Source organism: Sorangium sp. So ce834 (assembly GCF_051521425.1).
In the GTDB taxonomy this organism is placed as follows: domain Bacteria; phylum Myxococcota_A; class Polyangia; order Polyangiales; family Polyangiaceae; genus Sorangium; species Sorangium cellulosum_D.
This window is the reverse complement of sequence record NZ_CP150351.1, coordinates 12,430,637-12,456,146: the sequence shown is the minus strand read 5'-3', so window position 1 is coordinate 12,456,146 and position 25,510 is coordinate 12,430,637. Positions and strand designations below refer to the sequence as shown.

Here is a 25,510-nt window from a genome sequence, read left to right as displayed (position 1 = left end):
GATGGCGGGCGACGGCGGGCCGGGCGCGGGGCGGGCCGAGGGCGCGGTGTGCAGGGTGCGGGGATCGGTGGTGGACGTCGCGTTCCCTGCCGGTGCGCTCCCGCGCACCGGCGAGGCGCTGACGCTCGAGCTCGGCGGCCGCCGCCTCGTGCTCGAGGTGCAGCAGCAGCTCGATCCCGAGCACGTGCGGACGGTGGCCCTCGCGTTCACCGGGGGCCTCGGGCGCGGGGCGCGCGTCACGGCCGTCGGGGCGCCGATCACGGTGCCCGTGGGAGAGGCCGCGCTGGGCCGGCTGGTCGACGTCCTCGGTGATCCGCTCGATCGGCGCGGCCCCTTTCCGCCGGACACCCCGCGCCGCCCGATCTCCCGCCCGGCGCCGCCGCTCGAGGCCGAGGTGCGGGCGCGCGAGGCGTACCCCACGGGCATCAAGGTGATCGATCTGCTCGCGCCGCTCGCGCGCGGGGGCAAGGCAGGGCTCTTCGGCGGGGCCGGGGTCGGCAAGACGGTGCTCTTGATGGAGCTCATCCGGAGCACGATCTCGGGGCAGCGCGGCGTCGCGGTCTTCGCGGGCATCGGCGAGCGATCGCGCGAGGGGAACGAGCTCTGGCTCGAGATGCGCTCCTCGGGGGTGCTCGACCGGACGGTGCTGGTCTTCGGCCAGATGAACGAGCCGCCGGGGGCGCGCTTCCGCGTCGGGATGACGGCGCTCGCGCACGCCGAGTTCTTCCGCGACGAGCGCGGGCAGGACGTGCTGCTGCTCATCGACAACATCTTCCGCTTCGTCCAGGCCGGCAGCGAGGTCTCCGGTCTCCTCGGGCGCCTGCCCTCCCGCGTGGGCTACCAGCCCACGCTCGCGACGGAGATCGCCGGGATCGAGGAGCGGATCGCCTCCACCGCGGGCGCCTCCATGACGTCGATCCAGGCCGTGTACGTCCCCGCCGACGACATGACCGATCCGGCGGTCGCGCAGATCCTCACGCACCTCGACGCGGCGATCGTGCTCTCGCGCAAGCTGTCGAGCGAGGGGATCTATCCGGCGATCGACCCCCTGGCCTCGAGCTCGATCTTGATGGATCCGCTCGTCGTCGGCGCGGGCCATTACCGGACCGGCGCGCTGGTCCGCCGCACGCTCGCCGAGTACCGGGAGCTCGCCGACATCATCGCGATGCTCGGGATCGAGGAGCTCTCGCCGGAGGACCGGCGCACGGTCGCGCGGGCGCGGCGCCTCCAGCGGTTCCTCACGCAGCCGTTCGTCGTGACCCAGCCGTTCACGGGGCGCGCGGGCGCGACGGTCGAGGTCGCCGAGTGCATCCGGGGGTGCGACGCGATCCTCGCCGGAGAGTGCGACGACTGGCCGGAGAGCGCGCTGTACATGGTGGGCACGCTCGACGAGGCGCGCGCGCGGGTGAGCGGATCGTGAGGCTCACGATCGTGACGCCGACCGCGCTGATCGCGGACGTGGAGCCGGTCCGTCACGTCCGCGCCGAGGACCCGACGGGCTCCTTCGGGATCCTCCCGGGGCACGCGGACTTGCTCACCGTGCTCGTCGTCTCGGTGCTCGTGTACCGGGACGAGGCAGCGCGCGAGCGCTTCGTGGCGGTGCGCGGCGGTGTGCTGACCGTCCGCGAGCGGCGGGCGGTCGAGGTCCTCACCCGCGAGGCGATCGCGGGCGACGACCTGGACCAGCTCGAGCGCGACGTGCTCGTCCGCTATCGCCGCGCGGCCGCCGCCGAGGAGGAGGCCGCCCGCGGCCTGCGCCGCCTCGAGGGAGCGCTGCTGTGCAGGGTGGCCGACCACCTGCGGATCGCACGGCCGCGCCACGGGATCCCTCCGCTGGAGCCGCGGTGACCTCCCCTGGAAGCGCGGGACCGGGGCGTGCGCCGACGGAGCGCGACGCCTTGCACGAGGGCGTCGTCCGGTTCGGCGAGCGGCGCAGGCGCTGGGTGTCGGAGCGGGGGCGACCGCTGGGGCTCGCGCTGTCCCTGGTCGGCCTCGGCTGGCTCGTGGTGCTGCCGGCGCTGCTCGGGCTCTTCGTGGGGAGCTGGCTCGACGCGCGCTTCCGGACGGGCCTCGTGCTCCGGGCCGGCCTCGGTCTGCTCGGGCTCTCGCTCGGCTGCTCGAGCGCGTGGCGGTACGTCGCGCGCCAGCTCCGGCGCGGCGACCGCGGGCACGGCTGACGCTACGCCGCCCGCTGCCCGAGCTTCTCCGCCAGGTAGTCGGTGCACCCGCGGACCGTGGCGATCCGCCGGTAGTCCGACTCGGGCACGCTCACGCCGAGCTCCGCGTCGAGGGCCGTCACGAAGCGCAGGAGATCCATCGAGTCGATGTCGAGCTCCTCGCGGACGTCGCCGTCCGGATCCAGCGCCTCGGCGTCCGCCTCCGGCGCGATGCGCTGGAGCTCCCGGCGCACGACGGCCTCGATCTCCCCCTTGTCCATCGATCAGAGCCCCTCCGGTCGTTGCAGGAGCGCGTCGAGCGACGCGAGGTAGGCGGCAGCCCGGTGGCCGTCCGTCACCCGGTGGTCCGCGGCGAGCGTCGCGCTCACGACGGGCCGCGGCACCACACGCCCCTCGACGACCCACGGCCGCTCGGCGATCTTGCCGAACCCGACGATGGCCACCTGCGGCGGAAAGATGACGGGAAAGACCGTCTCCACGCCGCGCTCCCCGAGGCTCGTGACGGTGATCGTGGGGTCGCTCATCTCGGAGCTCCGGAGCGTCCCGGCCCGGGCGCGCTGGACCAGGTCCTTCAAGGCGGCCATCAGCTCGGCGAGCGGCAGCCGGTCCGCGTCGTGCAGCGCTGGTGCCACGAGCCCGCCGCCCCGGAGCGACACCGCCACGCCGAGGTGGATCCTCGGGGCGGGCGGCGCCTCGTCCCCCTGCCAGCGGGCGTTCAGCTCGGGGACGTCGCGCAGGGCGAGCGCCGCCGCCTTGAGGAGGAGCGCGCCCGGCAGGAGCCGCTCGGCCACGCTGCGCGCCGCGTTCTCCCGCTCGATCCACGACATCGCCGCGCCGACATCGATGGTCGTGCCGAGATAGAAGTGCGGCGCTTCGCGCTTCGAGCGGGCCATCGCCGCCGCGATCGCCCGGCGCATGCGCGCCGCCGCGTCCTTCATGACCGCGTCGGCCGACGCCGGCTTCTTCGTGCCGGTCGCCGCCGCCCGCTCGACATCCACGGTCTCGACGGCGCCATCCGGTCCCGTCCCCCGGACCCGCGCGAGGTCGACCCCGAGCTCCTGCGCCCGCCGCCTCGCGCGGGGGGACACGCGCGGCCCCTGCGCGAGGGCCGCGGGCGGCGGCGGCGCGGCCTCGTGTGGCGCCGCGGTGCCCGCCGGGGGAGGGGACGGCGGCGCGGGCGCGACGGGCGCGACGGGCGCGACGGGCGCGACGGGCGCGGCGCGTGGGGGCGCGCCCGCCTCGCCCTCCTCGCGGATCACGGCCAGCGGCGTCCCGACGGGCACCTTCTGCCCGGGCTCCACGAGGAGGCGCTCGATGAGGCCGCTCGTGAACACCTCGACCTCCACGATCCCTTTCTCCGTCTCGACCTCGGCGATCACGTCGTCGCGCGCGACGCGGTCCCCCATCGCGCGGCGCCACTTCACCAGCGTCCCGGCCTCCATGTCCGCGCCGAGCGAGGGCATCAGGAACTCAGCCATCGCGCCTCACCGTCCTCTCCACGGCGGCGACGATGCGCGGGACCTGCGGCAGCGCCGCCTCCTCGAGGTGGCGCGCGTAGGGGATCGGCACCTCGGCGCTGCACACCCGCGCGACCGGCGCGTCGAGCTCGTAGAACGCGCCCTCCATGATGCGCGCGCTCACCTCGGCGGCGAGGCTCCCGCTCCGCCACCCCTCGTCGATGAGCACGGCGCGGTGCGTCCGCCGGACGGTGGCGAGGATCGCCCCCTCGTCGAGCGGCCGCAGGCACCGGAGGTCCAGCACCTCGGCCTCGACCCCGCGCCCCGCGAGCTGCTCGGCCGCGGCGAGCGCCTTCGGGACCGAGCCGCCGTGCGCGACGAGGCTCACGTCGCGGCCCGCGCGCCGCACCTCCGCGCGCCACGGGGCGGCGGGGGGCGCCTCGTCGTCGAGCTCGCCCTCCATCGGGTACAGGTACTGGTGCTCGAAGACGACCACCGGGTCCGGATCGTCGAGCCCGGCGAGCAGCATGTCGCGCGCGTCCTGCACCGTCGCGGGCGCGAGGGCCTTGAGCCCGGGCACGTGCGCGTACCAGTTCTCGAGGCTGTGCGAGTGCTGCGCGGCGAGCTGGCGTCCGCCGCCCGTGGCCATGCGCACGACGAGCGGGATCGAGAACTGGCCGCCGGACATGTGCCGGAGCGCCGCCGCGTTGTTCACGATCTGGTCGAGCGCGAGCAGGCTGAAGTTGACCGTCATCACCTCGACGATCGGGCGCGCCCCGCCGAGGGCGGCGCCGATGCCGGCGCCGACGAAGGTCGACTCGGCGAGCGGCGTGTCGCGGACCCGCTCCGGGCCGAACTCCTCGAGCAGGCCGGCGCTGCACGCGTAGGCGCCGCCGTAGCGGCCCACGTCCTCGCCCATCAGGAAGGCCCGCGGCTCGCGCCGGAGCGCCTCGCGCAGCCCGGAGCGGACCGCCTCGCGGTAGGTCGCCGTCCGCTTCACGTCACGCCACCTCCCGGGCGCGGACGGCGCGGGTCAGGTCCGGGGCCGGCGGGACGGGCCCCGCTGTACTGCGCGTCTGCGTGCTCTGGCCCCGTGCCTCCCATCATCACATCCAGGCTCGAGGGACCAGGTCGAGCAACGAGCGTACCGGCGCCGAGGCGCCAGAAGCTGGCCTGCTCGGCGCCGCGCGCTCAGCGGACCAGCGCGGCCGGACGTCAGCCGATGAGCGGTAGAGACGCCGCCAGGCTGCTCACGCGAACATCCGCCGCATCAGCGCGCGTTTGACCGCCTCGACGATGGCGAGGTAGGTCAGCGTCGCGCCCGCGAGGAACAGGAAGAAGCCGGGCGGCAGCGGCACGAAGCCGAGCAGCGCGGCGAACGGGCTGTACGGCAGCGCGAGGGCCATGGCCACGACGCCGAGCGTCGTCGCCGTGAGCGCGCGGCTCGGAGAGCTCTTGAAGGCGCTGCCCATCGTCCGGATCACGAAGATCACCAGCGTCTGCGTGGCCAGCGACTCGACGAACCAGCCGGTGCGGAAGAGCGGGGCCGGCGCGTGGAACACGTGGATCAGCGCGTAGAAGGTGACGAAATCGTACGCGGAGCTGATCGGCCCGATCACCATCATGAAGCGGCGGATCATGGCGATGTTCCACCGCCGCGGCTTCCGGACGAAGCTCGCGTCGACGTTGTCCGTGGGGATCGTGATCTGCGCGAGATCGTAAAGGAAGTTGTTCAAGAGGATCTGCGCGGGCAGCATCGGCAAGAAGGGGAGGAGCACCGAGGCCCCGGCCATGCTGAACATGTTGCCGAAGTTCGAGCTCGTCCCCATGAGCAGGTACTTCATCACGTTGCCGAAGGCCTTCCGCCCCTCCACGATGCCGGAGCGCAGCACGTCGAGCCTGCGGTCGAGCAGCACGATCTGCGCGGCGTCCCTGGCCACGTCGACGGCGCCGGCGACGGAGATCCCGACGTCGGCGGTGTGCAGCGACGGCGCGTCGTTGATGCCGTCGCCGACGTAGCCGACCACGTGGCCGCGGGCCTTGAGCGCGCGGATGATTCGGTTCTTCTGCGCCGGCGAGACGCGCGCGAACACGCGGGTGCGCTCGGCGAGATGCGAGAGCGACGCGTCGTCGAGGCGGTCGATCGCGCCGCCGAGGACGATCTCGCCAGGATCGAGGCCGACCTGCTGGCAGACGTGCGCGGCGACGAGCTCGCCGTCGCCCGTCAGGATCTTCACGTCGACCCCTTCCTCACGGAGCGCGCCCACGCTCTCGGCGGCGTCGGGCAGCGGCGGATCGACGAACGCGAGCAGCCCCGCGAGCGTGAGATCCGCCTCGTCGTCGCGCCCGTACGCCGGCCTGGCCGGGACGCCGCGGTAGGCGACCGCGAGCACCCGATAGCCCTGCCGGCCGAGCTCATGGAGCGTCGCCTCGCATCGCGCGCGGGCGCCGTCGTCGAGCGGCCGCACCTCGCCGCCCACCTCGTACGCGGTCGCGATCGCGAAGATGCTCTCGGGCGCGCCCTTGGTCACGAGCAGCCGCTCGCCATCGCGCTCCGCCACCACGCTCACGCGGCGCCGCTCGAAGTCGAACGGCAGCTCGTCGAGCTTGTGGAAGCCGTTGATGTCGGGGTGCTCGTGGCGCAGCACCGCCGCGTCGAGCGGGCTCACGGTGGATCGACGGAGCACGGCCGCGTCGACGGGGTTGTCCACGCCGCTCTCGAAGTAGCTGTTCAGGTACGCGAGGAGGAACGGCCTCTCCGCGGACCCGCCGAGCGGGTCCACGTGGACCTCGAGCTCCATCTCGCCTGTGGTGAGCGTCCCGGTCTTGTCGCTGCAGAGGACGTCGATGCTGCCGAAGTTCTGGATGGCCGAGAGGCTCGTGACGATCACCCGCTCGCGCGCGAGCCGCACCGCGCCCTGCGCGAGGGTGACGGTGGTGATCATCGGCAGGAACTCGGGCGTGAGCCCCACGGCCAGGGCCACCGCGAAGAGGAGCGACTCGAGCGGATCGCGCCGGAGCGCCGCGGTGAGCGCGACGACCAGGAGCACGAGGAAGAGCACCAGCCGGAGGATGAAAGCCCCGAACTGCGCCATCCCCCGCTCGAACTCGGTCTGCGGAGGGCGGGTCGCGAGGGCGCGGGCGACGCCGCCGAAGGCGGTGTCGACGCCCGTCGCGAACACGACCGCGGTCGCGGCGCCGCTCACCACGGATGACCCGAGGAACACCGTCTGGGTCATCTCGACCGGGCTCTTCGCCGTCGAGGGTCCAGGGTCGGGGATCTTCTCGGCGGGCAGCGGCTCGCCGGTGAGCGCGGCCTGGTGCACGTGCAGGTCCTTGGCCGTCAGCAGGCGCGCGTCGGCGGGGACCAGGTCGCCCGCGGCGAGCCGGAGGACGTCGCCCGGCACCACCTCGCGCCGCGGGATCTCGCGGAACACCCCGTCCCGTAGCGTGGTCGCGGTGGGCGCGACCTTCGCCCGGAGCCGCTCGGCCGCGCGGTGGGATCGCCGCGTCTGCGCCCACTCGATCGCGACGCTCAGCGCCACGATGACCACGACGACCGCCGCGTTCATCAGATCGCCGAGGGCCGCCGACACCAGGCTGGCGAGCAGGAGGATGCTCACGAGCGGGTTCGCGACGCGGCGCAACCCCTGGACGACGGCCGCCCCGCGCCTCGTGGTGGCCGCGGGCTCGTTGGGCCCGAGCTGCGCGAGCCGCCGCCGCGCCTCCCCGCTCGTCAGCCCGCGCGGTGAGGTCCCGAGCCGCTCGAGCAGATCCGCGAGGGACAGGCCCGAGAGCCCTGGCGCGTTCGCCTCCATGCGCCGACGCCATCCCTCGTCACGTCACCTCCCGGGCGTAGACGAAGCGGGTCAGGTCCTCCACCGGCTCGAGCGGCGCCTCCTCCGCGGCCCTCACGGCCGCCGCGACCTCGGCCGCGACCTCGCCCTCGATCCGGGCGAGCGCGCCGTCGTCGAGGTGCCCCTCGGCGCGCAGCCGCGCGACGAACAGGTCGATGGGGTCGCGCTTCCGCCAGGCGGCCACCTCGCTCCTGTCCCGGTATCGCTCGGCGTCGTACATCGAGTGCGCGCGGAAGCGGTACGTCAGGAGCTCGAGGAAGCGGGGGCCGGCCGCCTCCCTGACGGACGCTGCCGCTCGCCGCGTGGCCTGCTCCACCGCGAGCACATCCATGCCGTCGACCTGCTCGGCCGGCACGTGATGGGCCGCGGGGATGTCGATGAGCCGCGGGTTCGCGGCGTGGCGCGCGAGCGCGGTCCCCATGGCGTACTGGTTGTCCTCGCAGAGGAAGAGCACCGGCAGGCTCCAGAGCGCGGCGAGGTTCAGCGACTCGTGGAACTCCCCCTCGTCGGTCGCGCCGTCGCCGAAGAACACCGCGGTGACCCGCCGCCGGCCGGCGAGCTTGTCCGAGAGCGCGAGCCCCACCGCGATGGGCAGGCCGCCGGCCACGATGGCATAGCCGCCGTAGAAGCGCCGCTCCGCGCAGAACAGGTGCATCGACCCGCCGCGGCCGCGGGCGCAGCCCGTCGCCTTGCCGTACATCTCGGCCATCGCCGCGGCGGGCGAGACCCCGCGCAGCAGCGCATGGCCGTGCTCGCGGTAGGCGGCGACCACGGCGTCGTCGTCCTCGAGCGCCCGCATCGCCCCGACCACGACCGCCTCTTCACCGATGTACAGGTGGAGGAAGCCGCGGATCTTCTGGAGCGTGTACAGCTCGGCGCACCGCTCCTCGAAGCGGCGGATGAGCAGCATCCCCCGGAGGACGGCGAGCGCCTCCGCGGGAGGGATCCCGAGCGGGCTCATGAGGGCTCCCTCGAGCGACGCAGCCTCCTGATCGGCCCGGGCGCCTCGATCCAGCACACCTCCACCATGAGGCGTGGTTCGGGCAACGATCGTACCGGCGCGGGCGTTGCGGCCCGTGACGCCGCTCATGGGTCCTCCCGCTCGGGTGCCGGGTCAGCGTGGAGGGCTCGCGGCCGCGCCGTGCGCGAGCAGCGCCTCCAGCGACCGGCCGTCATGGAGCAGCCGGATCGCCTCGGCCAGGAGCCCCTCCAGCCGGACGAGCTCGATCGGGAGCGCTGGGCACGCGGCGGCGGCGACGCTGTTCGTCACGAAGTAGCGGAGCACCGGGAGGGCGGGGAGCTGGATCACCGCCGGGCCGACGAAGAGGGCGTGGGTCGCGACGACGGCGATGTCCGGCGCGCAGCCCGCCGAGAGCAAGGCGTTCACGGCGGCCTCGATCGTCCCGCCGGTGCTGATCATGTCGTCGACGAGGAGGGGCGACCGCCCCCGGACCTCGCCCGTGATCGCGTGCACGCTGACGTCCTCGCCGCTCAGGCGGGTCTTGTGTACGACGGCGACCGGCAAGCGGAGGAGCCGCGCATGGCGATCCGCGAGCTTCGCGGCGCCCAGGTCCGGCGCCACGATGACGCTGCGTTCGGAGACCCAGGGCCTCGCTGCCTCCAGGAGCAGCGGCGCGGCGCTCAGGTGCTCGAGCGGGACGGAGAAGAACCCTTCGAGCGCGGCGCTGTGGAGGTCGACGGCCACCACGCGCGAGAGGCCCGCTGTCCCGAAGAGATCGGCGACGAGCCGGGCCCCTACCGGCTCCCTCCCCGAGGCGCGGCGGTCGTGGCGGGCATAGCCGAAATACGGCACGACGGCCGTCATGCGCGAAGCCCCTGCGCGGCGACATGCATCCGCGAGGAACAAGAGCTCGAGGATGTGCTCGTCGACCGGTGGGCTCGTCGGCTGGAGGAGATACACGTCCCGCCCTCGCACGGTCTCCCGGATCTGCACGTGAAGCTCGCCGTCCGCGAAGCGGCGCACCAGGGCGTCGCCCAGGCCGACGCCGAGGCGCTCCGCGACGGCCTGCGCGAGAGGAAGGTTGGCGTTGCCCGCGAAGAGGCAGATCTCCATGGCTGCTCCGCTACGCCGCCTGGCGTCCGAGCTCCTCGGCCAGGGTGTCGATGCCTCCGCGGACGGCGGCGATCCGCTGGCGTTCAGCACACCTGTGCGACGAGGCATGATCCCGGCAACGATCGTACCGGCGGAGAGCTGCACGGCGTGCAGGCGACCAGCCGCCCATCGATCCGGCTCGCAGGCGCCACGGCGCACGGGCTCATCCCCAGGCGACCCGCGCGGCGACCCGGCCGAACCGGGTTACATGACCTTGCGGCGATGGACTTCTCGGACCTGACGCCGGCCCCATGGAGCCTGCGCTGGGAGGAAGCCATGACCACCGTGGGGGAGCTCTGCAATCGGCGCGTCGTCACCATCGGCAAGACCGACACCGTGCTGGAGGCCGCGCGCCGCATGCGGGCGCATCACGTCGGCAGCCTGGTCATCGTCGACGAGTCCGCCGGGAGGACCGTGCCCACCGGCATCATCACCGACCGCGACATCGTGGTCGGCGTGGTGGCGATCGCGAGCTCATACCTGGAGTCTCTCCAGGTGGCGGATGTCGCGACCGAGCCGCTGGTCACAGCGCGGGAGCAGGAGAGCCTGCTGGACACCCTCGGGCGGATGCGCGCCGAGGGCATCCGACGCGTGCCGGTGGTGAACGACGAGGGGGTGCTCCAGGGAATCATCGCCTTCGACGATCTCCTCGAGTTCCTCTCGGGCGAGCTCTCCGAGCTGAGCGCGCTGCTCGCGAGGCAGCAGCGGCGGGAAGCGCAGAAGAGGATCTGAGGGCCGGGGCGAGGGGGTCACGGTCGGCACGCGACCGGAGGAGGGGCTTCATGCTGTTTCGAGATCGCGTTGATGCAGGGCGCCGCCTGGCCTTCGCGCTGAGGCGTTACCGCGACGAGGCGCCCGTGGTCCTCGGGCTCCCGCGCGGCGGCGTCCCGGTCGCCTACGAGGTCGCTCGGGCGCTCAAGGCGCCGCTCGACGTCTGGGTGGTGCGCAAGATCGGCGCTCCGGGGTACGAAGAGCTGGGCCTGGGCGCCATCTCGGAGGGGGAGAGGTGTACCTCAACGAGACCTCAACGAGGACGTGCTGGCGGAGCTCGGCGTCCCCCAAGAGGAGGTCGCGGAGATCGTGGACCGCAAGGCCGCCGAGGTCGAGGCCCGCGTGCAGCGCCTATTACCGGGACTTCAGCCAGACCACGGACGACGATGTCGTGGAGCTGCTCGAGCGGGCGCGCGGCGGCGGCGCGGGCGCGGAAGCCGAGGAAGAGCCGGAAGGCCCGCCGGGAGACGAGCTCCCCGTCGCGATCGAGATCGACGACGGCGCGCGCCTGGAAGGCAGCCTGACGATCCCCGCCGGGGCGACGGGCCTGGTCCTGTTCGCCCACGGGAGCGGCAGCAGCCGGCATAGCCCGCGCAACCGGTTCGTCGCCGAGGTGCTCCAGGGCGCCGGGCTCGCCACGCTGCTCTTCGATCTCCTCAACCGGCGAGGAAGAGGCGGCGGATGAGCGGACAGGCCACCTCCGGTTCGACGTCGAGCTCCTCGCAGGGCGGGTCCTGGGCGCGGCCCTGGCCACGCGCGAGCTGCCCGAGACGAGCGCGCTGCGGCTCGGCTACTTCGGCGCGAGCACCGGCGCCGCGGCCGCGCTGATCGCTGCGGCGGAGCGCCCGGATCTCGCGGACGCCGTGGTGTCGCGGGGCGGGCGCCCCGCCCTCGCCGGCGCGTACCTCGAGCAGGTCCGCGCGCCCACGCTGCTCCTCGTCGGGGGCGAGGACATCGAGGTGCTCGCGCTCAACCGGCAGGCGCTCGAGCACCTCCACGGACCGCGACAGCTCGCGATCGTGGAGGGAGCGACGCACCTGTTCGAGGAGCCCGGGACGCTGGAAGAGGTCGCCCGCGCGGCCAGCGCGTGGTTCGTTCGCTACCTTCGCCCCGGGAGCTCAAGGCGACCGCGTAGCTGCGCCCGCCCCCCGCCCGTCTACAGCTTGCATGCGGCCGGATCACAGCGCGCGAAGTGCTCGAGCGCCGCGGCGCTCTCGTGCGCGCCGAGCTCGAGGACCTGCCGATCCTTGCTCCCGTAGCGATACACCGTGATCCCCTTGAGCCCGAGCTCCCACGCCTTCCGGTACGCGGCCGCGACGTCCTCGGCGGTAGCCGCCTCGGGCAGGTTGATCGTCTTCGAGACCGCGTTGTCCACGTACTTCTGGAACGCTGCCTGGATCCGGAGGTGTGCCTCGGGGCTCATCTCCAGCGCCGTCCGGAAGAGCTCCGCGACGGCGAGCGGTATGCCGGCGATCGCGGACAGCGAGCCCCTCGCCGCGAGCTCGGCCGCGAGCGCGTCGGACCAGACGCCGAGCTCGCGCGCGTGCCGCTCGAAAAGAGGGCTCGTCTCCACCAGCGTTTGCCCGCCGAGCACGCCTGTGTGCCGGAACACGAGGCCAAAGAGGGGCTCGATGCCCGCCGAGGTGCCGGCGACGAGGCTGATCGTGCCCGTCGGGGCGATCGAGGTGAGGGTGGCGTTGCGTACTTGTTGGCCGCGCGCCGAAAAGACGCTCTCCTCCCAGGCCGGGAATGGGCCGCGCTCGACGGCGAGCTCCTCCGAGGTCGCGAGCGCGCGCTCGGCGACGAAGCCCATGATCTCCTCGGCCGTGCTCACCGCCGCCGTCGAGTCGTAGGGGATGCTCAGATGGAGCAGCAGCTCGGCGAAGCCCATGACGCCGAGCCCGATCTTGCGGGTCCTCAGGACTGCCGCATCGATCGGCGGCGCAGGCCGGCGTCCCACCTCGATCACGTCGTCGAGGAAGCGCACGGCGAGCCGCGCCGTGCGGGCGAGCTTGCCCCAGTCGATGGCCTTTCCGCCCGCGCCGCGGCGGACCATGTGCCCGAGGTTGAGCGAGCCGAGATTGCACGCCTCGTACGGGAGGAGTGGCACCTCGCCGCACGGGTTCGTCGCCTCGAAGGCGCCGAGCGCGGGCGTCGGGTTGGCGCGGTTCGCCGCATCCAGGAAGAAGAGCCCCGGGTCGCCGCTCCGATGGGCCGCACGTGCGATGCGCTCGAACAGATCGTTCGCCGGGACGATTCGAACGATCTCGCCAGTCCGAGGATGGCGCAGCGGGTGGGGGCGATCCGCGCGGGCGTCCTTCATGAAAGCGTCGGTCATGCCCACCGAGAGGTTGAAATTGGAGAAGCTCTGCCCATCGAGCTTGGCATCGACGAACGCTTCTATGTCCGGGTGGTCGACGCGCAGCACGCCCATGTTCGCCCCGCGGCGCCTCCCTCCCTGCTTGATGCTGTCCGTCGCGCAGTCGAAGATCCTCATGAACGACACGGGGCCGGAGGCCGCTCCCCCGGTGGAGGCGACCAGCGCGTCCTTCGGCCTGAGGCGCGAGAACGAGAAGCCGGTGCCGCCGCCCGACTGCTGGATGAGGGCCATGTGCTTGAGCGCGTCGAAGATCCCGTCGAGGCTGTCCTCGACGGGCAGCACGAAGCAGGCCGAGAGCTGCCCGAGCGAAGTGCCGGCGTTCATCAGCGTCGGAGAGTTCGGCAGGAAGTCGAGCGCAGCCAGCGCGTCGAAGAACGCCTCCTCCCACGGCTCCGGACGGCCGCCGGGGAAGCTGCCCTCCGCTCGCGCGACCGCGCGGGCCACGCGGCGGAACAGGTCCTCGGGCGTCTCGAGGATCTCCCGGTTCGCGCCTCGCTTGAGGTACCGCGCCTCGAGGACCCGCTTCGCGTTGTCGGTGAGCGAAAGCGCCATGTCGTGCTCCGATTCCGGCCGCTGCGCGCTCGCGTCGACGCTTCAGGAGCCCGCGAGCCTGCCGCGCCTTGCGGAGTCAGCTCCAGCGCAGCAGCAGGCCGCCGTCCTCCCCGAGCTCGAGGCTCGTCCCGAACCGCGCGCCCTCTCGGCTCAGCACGTCTCTGAGCCAGAGCGCGTCCTCCGCCGCGGCACGGTGGAGGCGAAATTTCCTCATCCGCAGCGGCACCAGCTCCAGGCGGACGAGCTCCCCGGTCCCCGCGCGCAGCGTCGCAAAGTACATCATGACCAGATCGCTCCGGTAGGCCTCGAACCCGCTGATGCCTTCATAATCATTCACGAAGTCGCCACAGCCGTAGAGGATCAGCCGCCCCGCGTGGACCTCGATCGCCTTCGGATGATGCGAGGAGTGCCCGTGAACCACGTCGACGCCCGCGACGTCGACGAGGGCGTGGGCGAGCGCGATCTGCTCCTCCGGGACCTCGTATCCCCAGTTCGGGCCCCAGTGGATCGAGGCCACGACGATGTCGCCCTCCCGCTTGGCCGCCCGCACGACGTCCAGCACGCGACGGACGTCCGCGGGAGACGACTCCTCCACCCAGTGGATCCCCGGACGGTCCGCCGAGGCGCCCCAGCTCCGCGGGGCGCCGCTGGTCTGCGAGCCCCACGAGAAGATCAGGACCCGCCCCTTGCCTTCGATCTCGATGAGCGCCGGCGCCGCTGCCTCGTCGGCGTCGCGGCCCGCGCCGGCCGTCGCCACATCCGCCGACCGCAGCGCGGCGATCGTGTCGATCAGCCCGGCAGCTCCCCAGTCGAGGATATGGTTGTTGGCCAGCGCGCAGCAGTCGATCTGCGCCGCAGTGAGGCACGGGACGTTCCCTGGGTGCATCCGGTAGTTGATCCCCTTGAGACGCGGCTCGTCGCTGGTCGTGATCGCCGTCTCGAGGTTGACCAGCCGGACGGCAGGCGCCCGCCGGCTCCACGCTTCGAGCGCGGCCCCCCAGACGTACGAGAAGTCGGCGGGACGAGGGATGGGGCCGCCCGCGCGCTCGGCGAGCTCGATGTAGCCCCTCGCGTCCTCCACGGCCAGCTCGTACAGCACCGGATCGCTGGGGCACGGCAGGATCTGATCGATCCCGCGGCCGGTCATCACGTCACCGCAGAGGAAGACGGTGACAGCATCTGCAGTCGATGTGCCCTGCGTCCGCTCCCTCGCCGCATCTTGCAACATGGTGATTGCCCCATCAGCGCCGCCAGAAGGATCAGGACCGCCACCGCCCCGAGGCCCACCCAGTCCGCGCTTGTCATCGCCAGCTTGCTCCGGATCGCGAGCGCCGCGCCGCCGCCGACGTTTCTTGGCGGCGGCGCGGCGTATCCGCAACTCGAGCGAGACGGAGCCGGCGGACGCGCGCTCTGGGAGCGACCAGCGTGGCTCGGCGCAAAGGGAGCGTCCGGGCGCGGGCGGCGCGGCTCATCGCGGGATCCGCTGGTCCGCGAGTTGCACCGAGCGCGGAGCGAGATGCCGTTACCCAGGATCAGCGCCGCCGAGCTCATGACCGAGAACCCCCGGACCGTGCGGGTCGACGACCCCGTGGGCGAGGCGGTGGACGTGCTGCAGACGACGGACTTCCGCCACCTGCCGGTCGTCGACGAGCAGGGTGAGCTGGTCGGGATGCTCAGCGATCGCGACCTGCGCGCGCTCCAGCTGCCCTACTCGGAGGACGCCGCGGTGGTCGACGCAGCGCTACAGAAGGCCCGCGTGCCGGTGTCCACGATGATGAGCAGCAATGTCGTGAGCGTCGGTCCCGACGCGGACGTGACCGAGCTCATGGAGCTCATGCTCGAGAACAAGATCGGCGCGCTCCCGGTCGTCGACGGAGAGGGGGCGCTGCTCGGGATCGTCAGCTATGTGGACATCTTTCGCGGGATCCTCGAGGAGGCGTGACCCGCCGTCGCCTTCGCGCGCGCAGCCCCTCGTACAGCCGCTCCTCTTCCGCTTCCGCCGACAGCCGCTCAGGGAGCAGAGGCTGTGCGTTGCAGGACCGCGAGGTACTCGAGGATCCGTTCCTTGACCTTCTGGAGATCGTAATGGTCCTCGTCCGGGATCTGAAGCGCTGCTGGAGCGCGTCGCGCACCTTTCCACAAGCCGCACCTGGGTGCCGACCGAGAGCCGGTTGAACCCGTGGCCGTGGACGCAATGGCTGTGGAAGTACACCTCGATCAGATTGCCGGCCGACGGGACGAGGCGACACGCCTCCTCCGCGCGGAGGCCACGTCCGGGGAGACCTCGATCGCATTGCTCACGTCGTTCACACCGAAGACGTACCAGGCGTCGTGCTCGGCGATCCTGCGTTGCTCCTCGCTCGCCACGAGGCCTCGCAGCGTGACGTGCGAGCGCCCTGTGCTGACCCCGATCTCCGACGCGTCGAGGAGCGGATCCTTCTCGAGGACGATGCGCACCGCGTCGGAGATCTCGTCGTCGTTGTCCTCCTCCGGGGCGTCGACCTCGAGCGCGTTCACGACGTCGCGGGTCCCCGGCGCCCACCAGCAGAGCACGCCGGCCAGGCGCTTGTGCGAGAGGCTGGGCACGGCCCCTTCGAGCCTCACGATTCCCTCGTCGACGGCGACCTCGAGCGCGCCGCGCGGCCGCGGCGGCTCGCGAAACACGTCGAGCGCGCCCCCGCGGCGCACCTGGACGGTGCACTCGTCGAACGTCGGCTCCGAGAGCAGGACATCCCGGATATGATCGAGGACCTCGGCGTCGCTCATGCCGACGCTCGGCTCGACGCGGAGCCGGTCGGCGACCCAGCGCACCTCGGGGAGCGCCGCGCCGCGCTCGAGCGCCCGCTTCTTCGCCGCAATATCCGGGAGCTCGCCCTCCATCGTGAGCACGCCGTCCAGATACTCCAGTCGGACCGGATATCGATGGAGGTCGAACCCGAGCCGGCCCAGCGCGGCGTGGGCCCTGCTCGTGACCGATTCTGCGCCATCCATGCTTCGCGCCATGGTGCCGAGCCGCGGCGATGTACAGGCCACGCGGCGGCCAAAGCCGCCCGCTGCGCGGCGGTCGCCGCCGCCCACCGCGCTCGCGCCCACCGCGCCGGGGCCTTCCGCGAGGCGCTCGCGTGGTTATCATGCATTGCGGCGTAGAGCGTCGGACGAGAGAGCGCCCGCGCATGCTCCGCCGCAATCTCCCTTCACCACGCTGCGCGCGACGCTGCGCATGCGCGCAAACTACCCACGATGAGACAGACCATTTCCATTGTCGACACCAACAACAGCCCTATCCGACCTGTCCGACTCCGACCTGTCCGACCTGAAGAGTCCAGCGAGTCGCGCATCCCCGCCGCGCCGCGCCCGCGAGGGCCCCTGAGCGTGGCCCGGCCGCGCCGCAACGTGGCGCCCGGGCGCGAGGGCGCGAGCCTCTATCTCGCCGGCTTCGTCAGGCGTCCCGCCCTGACGCGCGAGGAAGAGATCGCGCTCGCCCGCCGCATCGAGGAGGGGGAGGCGGCCATCGTGCGCGCGCTGGTGGGCTCGCCCGTCGCGCTCCGCGAGCTCGCCACGATCGGCGAGGAGCTCGCAGCGCACAAGCGTCGTGCGCGCAGCGTCCTCCGCGCCGCCGACGAGGAGGAGGAGGACGTCGCCGGCGAGCCGATCGAGGCCTGGCTCGTCGCGCTGCTCGAGCGCGCCGGCACGCTCGCCGGGGCGCTCGAGGCCGGCCGAGCGCGGCGGCGTGATCGCGACGCGCTCGCCTCCGGGCTCGAGCGCGCCCGGCTGCACCGCCGCGTCCTCGACCGAGTCGTCGACGCGCTCCGGGCAGCCCCGGCGAGCGACGGGGCCGCGCGCGCCCTCCTCCAGGCGATCGAGGACGGCCGGCGGACGGCCGATCTCGCCAGGGCCGAGCTGGTCGCGTCGTGCCTGCCGCTCGTCGTCAGGTACGCGACCAGGTACCCGCACCCGGGCCTGTCGCTCCACGACCTCATCCAGGAGGGCAACATCGGCCTGCTTCGCGCGGCCGACAAGTTCGACTTCCGCCGCGGCGTCCGGTTCCGCACCTACGCCGCGTGGTGGATCAAGCAGCAGCTGGCGCGCGCGATCTCCGATCAGGCGCAGACCATCCGCGTACCGGTGCACATGGTGGAGAGCCGCCGGAAGCTCCTCCGCGAGCGGCGCGCGCTCGCCCAGGAGCACGGACGCGAGCCCGACGGCGATGAGCTGCTCGAGCGGACCGGCTTCTCCCAGGCGAAGGTCGAGCTCGCCCTCGGGCTCGCGCCCGCGCCGATCAGCCTCGACGCCCCCGTCGGTGAGGACCGCGCGGCGTGCGTCGGCGACTTCGTCCCCGACCCGAGCGCGCCGGCGCCCGACGAGCAGGTCGCCGAGGGCCGGATGCGCGCGCAGACGAAGCGGCTACTCGACGAGCTCACGCCGCGCGAGCAGGACGTGCTCCGGCGCCGCTTCGGGCTCGACGGCGCGCCCGAGCGCACCCTCGCGGAGATCGGCGCGTCGATGTCGCTGTCGCGCGAGCGCATCCGCCAGATCGAGGCGATCGCGCTGCGCAAGCTCAAGGCCCGATCGAGGCAGATGCAGCTCGACAGCTACCTCGTCCAGTGAGGCTCGGGGCGCACGGCCCCTCTCGCGGAGGGCGGGTCGAGGGCGGCCGCCTCCGTGCCATGGCTCTTGCTAGTCATGCCGGTGCTCGTCGGCACGTCGGGGTGGCAGTACCCCCACTGGCGAGGACGCTTCTACCCCGAGCGCCTGAGCGCCTCGCGCTGGCTCGAGCACTACGCCCAGCGCTTCCAGGCCGTCGAGGTGAACTCCGCGTTCTACCGGCTCCCCGAGGCCTCGACGTGCGAAGACTGGGCCGCCCGCACGCCCGAGGACTTCGTGATGGCGGTCAAGATGAGCCGCTTCCTCACGCACATGCGTCGCCTCCGCGAGCCGGCCGAGCCGGTGGCGCGGCTCCTCGATCGCGTGCGGCACCTGGGCAGCAAGCTCGGTCCGGTGCTGCTGCAGCTCCCGCCCCGGATGAAGGCCGACGCGGGTCGGCTCGCGGCCGCCCTCGACTGCTTCCCGCGGTGCGTCCGCGTGGCCGTCGAGCCCCGAGACGCCTCGTGGTTCACCGAGGAGATAGCGGAGCTGCTCTCCGCGCACGACGCTGCGCTGTGCATCGCCGACAGCCCCTGGTTCAAGACGCCCTTCCGCCGCACGGCGACGTGGGCTTACCTGAGGTTCCACGCGGGGCGCGCCGCGCCGAGCCCGTGCTACGGCGGGGCCGCGCTCCGCGCCGCGGCCGAGCGGCTGGCCGCCGCGTGGGGCCCGGGAGCAGACGCCTACGTCTTCTTCAACAACGACGGCGCCGGGTGCGCCGTGCGCGACGCCATCGTGTTCGCGCGTGCGGCGGAGCGAGCTGGGCTATCGACGACCAGGGTGCCCCCGCGGCGCGAGGTGCGGGTGGGGTGAGGCTCCCGTGGCGGGCGTCCTCAGCGCGGAGCGAATCGAAGGGATCCTCGAGCGCAGCGCCTTCGGTCGGCTGGGCTGCCACGCGGAAGGACGAACGTACGTCGTGCCGATGAGCTACGCGTCCGAGACGTCCTCTCGAGGGCTCTCCGTGGACCAGGAGGCCGCCGGCCAAGCCCAGCTCTTGCAACGCTCGAGGACGATGGCTCCTCTCGGATCGCGCCCCGGCATCCGAGGGGGCGGCACCTCCCGGAACGCCCTGCGGATCATGGCGGTTTGACCGGCTCGAGGCCGGGCGCGGCGAGATCGCCTCCGTGCGATGTTGGCTAGGAGATCGGCGTGAAGACAGAGAACCTGCAAAGGTGGCTTCAGCAGGACACGGAGCGCGCCAAGGAGCTCCTGTTGAAGAACGTGTCGCCTCCGGGATCCATCCCCGGGGCCATCGTGGCTTCTCCATCTCGATCGAACCCAGATTACTATTTCCATTGGGTTCGGGACTCTGGCATCGCGGTAAAGGCCATCCTCTCACTGTACCAGTCGGCGACGCAGCCCGCGGCTCGACAACAGTGTTTCAACCAGCTCATGGATTTCGTGGATTTTTCCAGGCACATTCAGCGGACTGCCACGCACAGCCCCGCCGGGCTGGGCGAGCCGAAATTCACGATAGACGGAGAGCCCTACTCGGGGCCATGGGGACGTCCTCAGCACGACGGACCTGCCATTCGAGCCATCGAGCTCACTCGTCTGGCCTTCGTCCTCCTGAACGAGGGCAAACGGGAGCTGGTGCGTGAAAAGCTCTAGGATGCGAAGCTGCCGACCGACTCGGTGATCAAGACGGACCTGGAATACATCTCGCATCACTGGCGCGAGCCCTGCTTCGATCTCTGGGAAGAGGTGTGGGGATACCATTTCTTCACGCGGCTCCTGGTGCGGACGGCGCTCGTCGAGGGAGCCGCGCTCGCGACGAGGCTCGAGGACGCCGGGGCGGCCCGCTGGTATCTCGAGCAGTCGCGGGCGCTGGGCGATGAGTTGCTCTTGCATTGGGATCCCGGGCGCAATCACCTCGTCGCGACCCTCGATCAGGACGGGCGGCCGAGCCCTCGGAGCGGCCTGGACAGCTCGGTCGTCATCGCGACGCTGGGCGGATATGCCACGGAAGAAGATCTCCACCGCGAAGGGATCTGTCCTTATCCAGTGGACCAGGAGCAGGTGCTCGCGACGGCCGCGGCGCTGGAGCGCACCTTCGAGGCCATGTACCCGATCAACGATCCGTCGAAGCGCATCTCGGGGATCGCCATCGGCCGCTACCCGGAAGACGGCTACGACGGATATCGCGCGGATTCGCTCGGCAACCCGTGGCCGAGCCTCACGATCGGCTTCGCGGCGTATTACTACAAGCTGGTCGAACGCTACCTGAGGCTGGAGAGGGCCGTCGTCACCTCCACGAACCTGCCGTTCTTCCAGAGGCTGCCGCTGGAAGACGCGCGCTTCCGCCCAGGCGAGGAGCTCCTCCTCGGCGATCCGCGCTTCGACGAGGTCGTCGACGCGCTCCGGCGCAAAGGGGATGCGTTCCTGGGTCGCGTGCATCGCCACATCAACCCCGGAGGCGCGCTGTCCGAGCAAATGAACCGGTTCACCGGTCATCAACAAGGGGCTCCCGATCTGAGCATGAATTATGCCGCTTATGTGCTCGCGGCTGGGATGAGCGGGCATCTGCCGGTCAGCTCGCGCGAGCGGTACTGTCGAGCCTCGCCGCGCGCTCGCGCTGCGCCGCCTCGGTAGCGTCCGCGCGCGCCGCGCTGCGGAACGCCGCGGCTCCCCCGCCCCGCGGGCGCCCACCACTGCGATCGCCCGACACCCTCTTCGACCACTTCCTCGACCCGGATCGAGAGTACTCGTGCGCATACTTCGCCGACATCTGTTCGAGGCCACGCGCTCGCCGGGCGCCCGGCGAGCGCGCGCGGCGTAGGGAAGCACTCGTCCAGCCGATGACAGCGAGGCGTCGCGTCACCAGGTTCCCTCTCGATTCCGGGCACTGTTCCGGGCACTGGGAACCTGGTGCACGGGTCGAAGAGAGCAGCGATGAGCGCCAAGCGAGCGAGCGGACGAGAGGCGCCGGGCGGCGGGCCGACCAAGCCGCGCGGGCCGGGCAAGGGCGCGCAGCCGCGCGAGCCGCGCGAGCCGCGCGAGCCGCGCGAGCCGACCGAGCCGACCGAGCCGACCGAGCCGACCGAGCGGAAGGGCGGCACCCCCGACGACGCCGCGGGCAGCGGGCAGGAGGAGGCGCGGGCGGGCGAGGCAGGGGACGAGGGCCTCTCCCCGGACGCGCTCGAAGAGCCGCGGGAAGCAGAGGAAGCAGAGGAAGAGGAGCACGGCGAGCCTCTGGACCGGGGCCACGTGTGCGAGGACAAGGGGCTGGATCGGTAAGGGCGCACGCCCAGCAGCGCCGGCACACCTCGCGCGCGTGGTGGGCCTGTCCTCGGGCCTGCCCGCTCCCGAGCCGCCTAAGCGCTGGCCGCGCCGCCGGCCGGGTACGACCCCCGGGCGGCGGTCGCCGCGCGCCTGCGCCGGCCGATGAGCTCCAGGAACTCCGCGCGAGGCGCGGTGTTCGCGATGTCCGCCGCGGCGCACCAGCCCCGCCGCGCCTGATCGATCCCGTGCCGCATGAAGCCGAGCTCCGCCACGGCGTGCGCGTCGGTGGCGACGACGAGCTTCGCGCCGGCCTCTCGCGCGAGGCGGATGTGAACGTCGCAGAGGTCGAGGCGCTCGGGCTGAGCGTTGATCTCGAGCAGCACGCCGAGCTCGCGCGCGGCGCGCGCGATCCGCGGCATGTCGAGCGCGTACGGCTCGCGCTTGCCGAGGAGGCGCCCGGTCGGGTGGCCGAGCGCCGTGACGAACGGGCTCTCGAGCGCGCGGAGGATACGGCGCGTCATGTCGGGCTCCGCCATCGTGAGCTTCGAGTGCACGCTGGCGACGACGTAATCGAGCGCCGCCAGCGTCGCGTCGTCGAGGTCGAGCGCGCCGTCCTCGAGGATGTCGACCTCGGCCCCGTGCAGGATCGAGATCCCGCCGATCGTCCGGCGGAGCCTGTCGATGGCCCTCGCCTGCCTGCGGAACCCCGAGGCGTCGAGCCCGCCCGCCACGCGGACCGCCTGCGTGTGGTCGGTGATGGCCACGTAGTCGTACCCGCGGGCCGCGCACGCCCTGACCATCGCTTCGAGCTCGTCGCGCCCGTCGGTGTACGTCGTGTGCACGTGGAGGTCGCCTCGGACTGCGCCGACCTCGACGAGCTCGGGGAGCCGCCGCTCGCGCGCGGCCTCGATCTCGCCCGCGTCCTCGCGCAGCTCGGGCGGGATCCAGGGCAATCCGACCGCGTGGAAGACATCCGCCTCCGCCCGCCCCGCGATCCGCCGGTCGCCCCGGAAGACCCCGTATTCGTTGATCTTCAGCCCGCGGCTCACGCCCAGCGTGCGGACGGCGATGTTGTGGGCCTTCGAGCCCGTGAAGTAGTGGAGGGCCGCGCCGTAGCACTCCGGCGGCACGACGCGGAGGTCGATCTGGAGCCCGGACCGCAGGACGACCGAGCACTTCGTCGCGCCATGGGCGAGCACCTGCTTGATCTCCGGATACGCCATCAGGCGCGACGCGACGGGCTCGCCCTGCCTCGCGGACACGAGGACGTCGGCGTCGCCCACCGTCTCCTTGCGGCGCCGGAGGCTGCCAGCCACCTCGACCGCGAGGGCCTCGCGCGCCGCCCGGAGGTGCCTGAGCAGCGGCTCGACCTGCGCCTCGGCGTCCGCGAGCCGCACGCGCCCGGCGGTCGCCCGCCGCTTCACGCAGCCGTCGAGGATCGTCGCGGCGAGCTTCTCGCCGAAGCCGCGCACGCCGAGGAGGTGACCCGACCGCGCGGCCTGCTCGAGCGCGTCGACCGTCTCGATGCCGAGCCTGTCGTACAAAAGGCGCGCGCGCTTCGGCCCGAGCGACGGGATCCGCATCATCTCGACGAGGCTCTCGGGGGTCCTCGCCGTCAGCTCCTTCAGCAGCGAAAGCTCGCCGGTCTCGAGGAGCTCGACGATCTTGCCCGCGAGATCCTTGCCGATGCCGGGCAGCTCGGTGAGCGCGCCCGCGCCCTCGCGCTCCACGAGCGCCGCCACGGGCTCGCCGCGCGCCGCGAGCGTGCGCGCCGCGGTGCGGTAGGCCCGCACGCGGAACGGGCTCTCGTCCTGGATCTCGAGCAGATCCGCCACTTCCTCGAAGATGCGAGCGATGTCGACGTTTTCCATGCGCCCCCTTCACGCCTGGACCAGCTTCCGGAGCTCGTCCTCCGTCAGCACGGCGATGCCGAGCGCCTCCGCCCTCTGGAGCTTCTCGCCGGGGCTCTCGCCGACCACGACGTAGTCGGTCGACGCGCCGACGCTGCCTGACGCGCGCCCGCCGGCGCGACGGACGAGCTCCTCGGCCTGGGGGCGCGTCATCGACGAGAGCGCGCCGGTGAACACCACCGTCTTTCCGGCGAGCGGGCCGTCGGCGGCGGGCGCGGCGCGCGCGCGGCGGCGCCGGTGCGCCGGGCGGACCCCGCGCTCGAGGCAGCGCGCGATGATCGCCCGGTTCCGAGGCTGCCCCAGGAAGCCGGCGACGCCGGCCGCGACGTTCGGTCCGACGCCCTCGACCCGCTGGAGCGCGCGCTCGTCGGCCGCCATCACCGCCTCGAGCGACCCGAAATGGTCGGCGAGATCCTGCGCCGTGCGCTCGCCGACGCCGGGCATGCCGAGCGCGTGCAGGAAGCGCCAGAGCTCGGTCTGCTTCGCGCGCTCGACGGCGCGCACCAGGTTCTGCGCGGATCGGGCCCCGAAGCGCTGGAGCCGGAGCAGATCCTGCTCCTTGACCGCGAACAGGTCGGCGACGCTCTCGACGAGCCCGCCCTCGACCAGGGCCGCCACGGTCTCCCGCCCGAGGCCCCGGATGTCGAGCGCGCTGCGCGAGGCGAAGTGGCGGATCGACCGCTCCCGCTGGGCGCGGCAGGCCAGGCCGGCCGGGCACCGGTCGAACGGCCCCTCCTGCACCACGGCCGCGCCGCACGCGGGGCACCGCGCCGGCATCGCGAACGGCGGGCCCCGCCGCTCCCCCGCGCGGGGGATGCGCTCGACGACCTCGGGGATGACGTCTCCGGCGCGGACCACGCGCACGGTATCGCCGACCCGCAGGTCCTTGCGCCGGAGCTCCTCGCGGTTGTGGAGCGTCGCGCGCGCCACGGTCACGCCGCCGATCGAGATCGGCGTGAGCACCGCGACCGGCGTGAGCACGCCGGTGCGGCCGACCTGGACCACGATGTCCTCGATGGTCGTCGCCTCGCGCCGCGGCGCGAACTTGAACGCGAGCGCCCAGCGCGGGTGGCGCGCGGTCGCGCCGAGGCGCTCGCGCGCGAGGAGGTCGTCCAGCTTGACGACGATGCCGTCCATCTCGGCGCCGAGCGCGTCGCGGCGCCGCTCCATCTCGCGGTGGTACCGGAGGATCTCCTCGGCGCTCTCGACCCGGCGGTTGTGAGGGCTGACGCGGAGGCCCCACCCGCGGAGCGCCTCGAGCAGCTCCCAGTGGGTCGTGAGCGCCGGGCCGCCCGCCATGGCCAGCACCTCGTAGAAGACGATCTCGAGCGGGCGCCCCGCGGTGATGCGCGGATCGAGCTGTCGGAGCGACCCCGCGGCGGCGTTGCGCGCGTTCGCGAACAGCGGCTTTCCCTCGCTCGCCAGCTGCCCGTTGAGGCGGCGGAAGGCGGCGGTGGCCATGAGCACCTCGCCCCGCACGGACAGCCGCTCCGGAGGGGGCAGGCCGCCGTCCACGAGCCGCAGGGGCACGGAGCGGATCGTCTTCACGTTGGCGGTGACGTCCTCGCCGCGCTCGCCGTCCCCGCGCGTCCCGGCGCGGGCGAGCGCGCCGCGCTGGTACACCACCTCGATCGACGCGCCATCGAGCTTGGGCTCTGCCACGAGCGCGAGCCGGCCCTGGCCGAGCGTCTGACGAAGTCGATCGACGAACCGCCGCACGTCCTCCTCGTGGATCACCGAGTCGAGGCTGAGCATCGGCGCGAGGTGGCGGACCTCGGGGAACGCCGGCAGCGGGGCCCCGGCCACGCGCTGCGTCGGCGAATCCGGGGTCACGAGGTCCGGATACAGCCCTTCCAGCCGCTTCAGCTCGTCGAGCCGGCGATCGTACTCGGCGTCCGAGAGGACCGGGCGATCGAGCACATAATAGAGGTGGTCGTGAGCCCGGATCTCGCGGCGTAGCGCCTCGATCCGGCGGCGCGCGTCGTCGCGCGCGAAGGGCGCCACCCCTGCCGGCGCTGCCGCGCTCATGCGTGAGATCCCTGCCAGTCGGCGGCGCGCACGATCACCAACCCTCCCCGCCGCGCCGTTGAAGCAGGTGATGTGCCACGAGGCTGGGCTGCCGCGCGGGAACGCGGCCGAGGCGAAGGAGGCGAGGTCAAGGAGGCCGCCTGTGCGCCCGGCGCGCGGTACGGAGCGTGCTCCGCACCGTCCCAGCGAGGGATCGATGCTCGTTGGAGACGTCATGACGAGAGGGGTGGAGACGGCATCTACGGGGGCGACGCTCCAGGCGACGGCGCTCCAGATGCGAGAGGCGGGCGTGGGCATGCTGCCAGTCCTCGAGAACGAGCGCCCGATCGGGGTCATCCGACCGCGGCATTCCGCTGCCTGAGGGGGCGTGCTGCTCGTGAGCCAGGGGGGGAGGAAAGG

General features: G+C 72.7%; 20 protein-coding genes and 3 pseudogenes. 12 read left to right on the top strand and 11 right to left on the bottom strand.

All coding sequences use genetic code 11. From position 1 onward, the window contains the following. Position 1: 1 nt before the first annotated feature. From atpD to WMF20_RS45855, 3 genes and pseudogenes are all read left to right on the top strand, one after another. Positions 2-1,526 (top strand): annotated as a pseudogene (gene atpD, locus WMF20_RS45865) (F0F1 ATP synthase subunit beta); the annotation flags it as partial. After that, positions 1,417-1,848: a F0F1 ATP synthase subunit epsilon gene (locus WMF20_RS45860; protein ID WP_437617232.1), complete on the top strand. Its 432-nt coding sequence runs from the start codon at positions 1,417-1,419 to the stop codon at positions 1,846-1,848. The pseudogene atpD and the gene WMF20_RS45860, both read left to right, overlap by 110 nt. A 50-nt stretch (positions 1,849-1,898) precedes the next feature. Beyond that, entirely contained in the window at positions 1,899-2,177 is a 279-nt protein-coding gene (locus tag WMF20_RS45855; protein WP_437617231.1) for an AtpZ/AtpI family protein, read from the top strand. Positions 2,178-2,179: 2 nt separating this feature from the next. Here WMF20_RS45855 and WMF20_RS45850 read toward each other — a convergent pair whose 3' ends face one another. From WMF20_RS45850 to WMF20_RS45825, 6 genes are all read right to left on the bottom strand, one after another. Continuing rightward, positions 2,180-2,437, bottom strand: coding sequence for an acyl carrier protein (locus WMF20_RS45850; RefSeq protein WP_437608067.1), 258 nt, complete (start codon positions 2,435-2,437; stop codon positions 2,180-2,182). Between the two features lie 3 nt (positions 2,438-2,440). Continuing rightward, complete coding sequence (locus WMF20_RS45845; RefSeq protein WP_437608066.1) at positions 2,441-3,655, bottom strand: dihydrolipoamide acetyltransferase family protein; 1,215 nt, start codon at positions 3,653-3,655, stop codon at positions 2,441-2,443. Then, a complete protein-coding gene (locus WMF20_RS45840) occupies positions 3,648-4,634 on the bottom strand; it encodes an alpha-ketoacid dehydrogenase subunit beta (RefSeq protein ID WP_437608065.1) in 987 nt (328 codons plus the stop codon). The genes WMF20_RS45845 and WMF20_RS45840 overlap by 8 nt, the downstream gene beginning before the upstream one ends. A gap of 250 nt (positions 4,635-4,884) precedes the next feature. Beyond that, positions 4,885-7,452 carry a magnesium-translocating P-type ATPase gene (gene mgtA, locus WMF20_RS45835; protein ID WP_437608064.1) on the bottom strand — a complete coding sequence of 856 codons (2,568 nt, stop codon included), beginning with the start codon at positions 7,450-7,452 and terminating at the stop codon, positions 4,885-4,887. A gap of 19 nt (positions 7,453-7,471) precedes the next feature. Next, positions 7,472-8,452, bottom strand: a complete 981-nt coding sequence (pdhA, locus tag WMF20_RS45830) for a pyruvate dehydrogenase (acetyl-transferring) E1 component subunit alpha (RefSeq protein WP_437608063.1) — start codon at positions 8,450-8,452, stop codon at positions 7,472-7,474. A gap of 153 nt (positions 8,453-8,605) precedes the next feature. Continuing rightward, complete coding sequence (locus WMF20_RS45825; protein ID WP_437608062.1) at positions 8,606-9,565, bottom strand: ribose-phosphate diphosphokinase; 960 nt, start codon at positions 9,563-9,565, stop codon at positions 8,606-8,608. Between the two features lie 261 nt (positions 9,566-9,826). Here WMF20_RS45825 and WMF20_RS45820 point away from each other — a divergent pair, with 261 nt between their 5' ends. From WMF20_RS45820 to WMF20_RS45810, 3 genes and pseudogenes are all read left to right on the top strand, one after another. Next, entirely contained in the window at positions 9,827-10,336 is a 510-nt protein-coding gene (locus tag WMF20_RS45820) for a CBS domain-containing protein (protein WP_437608061.1), read from the top strand. Positions 10,337-10,386: 50 nt separating this feature from the next. After that, positions 10,387-10,899: a phosphoribosyltransferase family protein gene (locus WMF20_RS45815; RefSeq protein ID WP_437608060.1), complete on the top strand. Its 513-nt coding sequence runs from the start codon at positions 10,387-10,389 to the stop codon at positions 10,897-10,899. After that, a pseudogene (locus WMF20_RS45810) lies at positions 10,860-11,484 on the top strand (dienelactone hydrolase family protein); the annotation flags it as partial. The gene WMF20_RS45815 and the pseudogene WMF20_RS45810, both read left to right, overlap by 40 nt. A 47-nt stretch (positions 11,485-11,531) precedes the next feature. On the opposite strand, the gene WMF20_RS45805 reads toward WMF20_RS45810, so the two are convergent. Then, positions 11,532-13,307: an adenosylcobalamin-dependent ribonucleoside-diphosphate reductase gene (locus tag WMF20_RS45805; protein ID WP_437608059.1), complete on the bottom strand. Its 1,776-nt coding sequence runs from the start codon at positions 13,305-13,307 to the stop codon at positions 11,532-11,534. Positions 13,308-13,383: 76 nt separating this feature from the next. Beyond that, complete coding sequence (locus WMF20_RS45800) at positions 13,384-14,535, bottom strand: CapA family protein (RefSeq protein WP_437608058.1); 1,152 nt, start codon at positions 14,533-14,535, stop codon at positions 13,384-13,386. A 288-nt stretch (positions 14,536-14,823) separates the two neighbouring features. On the opposite strand from WMF20_RS45800, the gene WMF20_RS45795 reads away from it, so the two are divergent. Continuing rightward, complete coding sequence (locus WMF20_RS45795) at positions 14,824-15,249, top strand: CBS domain-containing protein (RefSeq protein WP_437608057.1); 426 nt, start codon at positions 14,824-14,826, stop codon at positions 15,247-15,249. A gap of 275 nt (positions 15,250-15,524) precedes the next feature. On the opposite strand, the gene WMF20_RS45790 is transcribed toward WMF20_RS45795, so the two are convergent. Further along, positions 15,525-16,298, bottom strand: a complete 774-nt coding sequence (locus tag WMF20_RS45790) for a BON domain-containing protein (protein ID WP_437608056.1) — start codon at positions 16,296-16,298, stop codon at positions 15,525-15,527. Between the two features lie 381 nt (positions 16,299-16,679). Between WMF20_RS45790 and WMF20_RS45785 the strand changes: the two genes are divergently transcribed. The 4 genes and pseudogenes from WMF20_RS45785 to WMF20_RS45770 all read left to right on the top strand — a co-directional run bounded on the left by WMF20_RS45785 (position 16,680) and on the right by WMF20_RS45770 (position 21,188). Beyond that, positions 16,680-17,915, top strand: coding sequence for an RNA polymerase sigma factor RpoD/SigA (locus tag WMF20_RS45785; RefSeq protein ID WP_437608055.1), 1,236 nt, complete (start codon positions 16,680-16,682; stop codon positions 17,913-17,915). A gap of 75 nt (positions 17,916-17,990) precedes the next feature. Next, positions 17,991-18,764, top strand: a complete 774-nt coding sequence (locus WMF20_RS45780; RefSeq protein WP_437608054.1) for a DUF72 domain-containing protein — start codon at positions 17,991-17,993, stop codon at positions 18,762-18,764. 336 nt (positions 18,765-19,100) lie between these two features. Continuing rightward, a pseudogene (locus tag WMF20_RS45775) lies at positions 19,101-20,543 on the top strand (glycoside hydrolase family 15 protein). A gap of 300 nt (positions 20,544-20,843) precedes the next feature. Further along, positions 20,844-21,188, top strand: a complete 345-nt coding sequence (locus WMF20_RS45770) for a hypothetical protein (RefSeq protein WP_437608053.1) — start codon at positions 20,844-20,846, stop codon at positions 21,186-21,188. Positions 21,189-21,265: 77 nt separating this feature from the next. On the opposite strand, the gene polX is transcribed toward WMF20_RS45770, so the two are convergent. After that, positions 21,266-23,044: a DNA polymerase/3'-5' exonuclease PolX gene (gene polX, locus WMF20_RS45765; RefSeq protein ID WP_437608052.1), complete on the bottom strand. Its 1,779-nt coding sequence runs from the start codon at positions 23,042-23,044 to the stop codon at positions 21,266-21,268. Between the two features lie 9 nt (positions 23,045-23,053). After that, on the bottom strand, positions 23,054-25,111 hold the full coding sequence (ligA, locus tag WMF20_RS45760) for an NAD-dependent DNA ligase LigA (RefSeq protein ID WP_437608051.1): 2,058 nt from the start codon (positions 25,109-25,111) through the stop codon (positions 23,054-23,056). Between ligA and WMF20_RS45755 the strand changes: the two genes are divergently transcribed. Beyond that, entirely contained in the window at positions 25,110-25,472 is a 363-nt protein-coding gene (locus tag WMF20_RS45755) for a CBS domain-containing protein (protein WP_437608050.1), read from the top strand. The genes ligA and WMF20_RS45755 overlap by 2 nt on opposite strands. The last annotated feature ends 38 nt before the right edge of the window (positions 25,473-25,510 follow it).

Bases quoted from the DNA above. Each gene is read 5' to 3' on its own strand.
- WMF20_RS45850 (WP_437608067.1), bottom strand. From the start codon at position 2,437: ATGGACAAGGGGGAGATCGAGGCCGTCGTGCGCCGGGAGCTCCAGCGC.
- WMF20_RS45845 (WP_437608066.1), bottom strand. From the start codon at position 3,655: ATGGCTGAGTTCCTGATGCCCTCGCTCGGCGCGGACATGGAGGCCGGG.
- mgtA (WP_437608064.1), bottom strand. From the start codon at position 7,452: ATGGAGGCGAACGCGCCAGGGCTCTCGGGCCTGTCCCTCGCGGATCTG.
- pdhA (WP_437608063.1), bottom strand. From the start codon at position 8,452: ATGAGCCCGCTCGGGATCCCTCCCGCGGAGGCGCTCGCCGTCCTCCGG.
- WMF20_RS45825 (WP_437608062.1), bottom strand. From the start codon at position 9,565: ATGGAGATCTGCCTCTTCGCGGGCAACGCCAACCTTCCTCTCGCGCAG.
- WMF20_RS45820 (WP_437608061.1), top strand. From the start codon at position 9,827: ATGGACTTCTCGGACCTGACGCCGGCCCCATGGAGCCTGCGCTGGGAG.
- WMF20_RS45815 (WP_437608060.1), top strand. From the start codon at position 10,387: ATGCTGTTTCGAGATCGCGTTGATGCAGGGCGCCGCCTGGCCTTCGCG.
- WMF20_RS45805 (WP_437608059.1), bottom strand. From the start codon at position 13,307: ATGGCGCTTTCGCTCACCGACAACGCGAAGCGGGTCCTCGAGGCGCGG.
- WMF20_RS45800 (WP_437608058.1), bottom strand. From the start codon at position 14,535: ATGTTGCAAGATGCGGCGAGGGAGCGGACGCAGGGCACATCGACTGCA.
- WMF20_RS45795 (WP_437608057.1), top strand. From the start codon at position 14,824: ATGCCGTTACCCAGGATCAGCGCCGCCGAGCTCATGACCGAGAACCCC.
- WMF20_RS45790 (WP_437608056.1), bottom strand. From the start codon at position 16,298: ATGGATGGCGCAGAATCGGTCACGAGCAGGGCCCACGCCGCGCTGGGC.
- WMF20_RS45780 (WP_437608054.1), top strand. From the start codon at position 17,991: ATGCCGGTGCTCGTCGGCACGTCGGGGTGGCAGTACCCCCACTGGCGA.
- WMF20_RS45770 (WP_437608053.1), top strand. From the start codon at position 20,844: ATGAGCGCCAAGCGAGCGAGCGGACGAGAGGCGCCGGGCGGCGGGCCG.
- polX (WP_437608052.1), bottom strand. From the start codon at position 23,044: ATGGAAAACGTCGACATCGCTCGCATCTTCGAGGAAGTGGCGGATCTG.
- WMF20_RS45755 (WP_437608050.1), top strand. From the start codon at position 25,110: ATGCGTGAGATCCCTGCCAGTCGGCGGCGCGCACGATCACCAACCCTC.
- ligA (WP_437608051.1), bottom strand. From the start codon at position 25,111: ATGAGCGCGGCAGCGCCGGCAGGGGTGGCGCCCTTCGCGCGCGACGAC.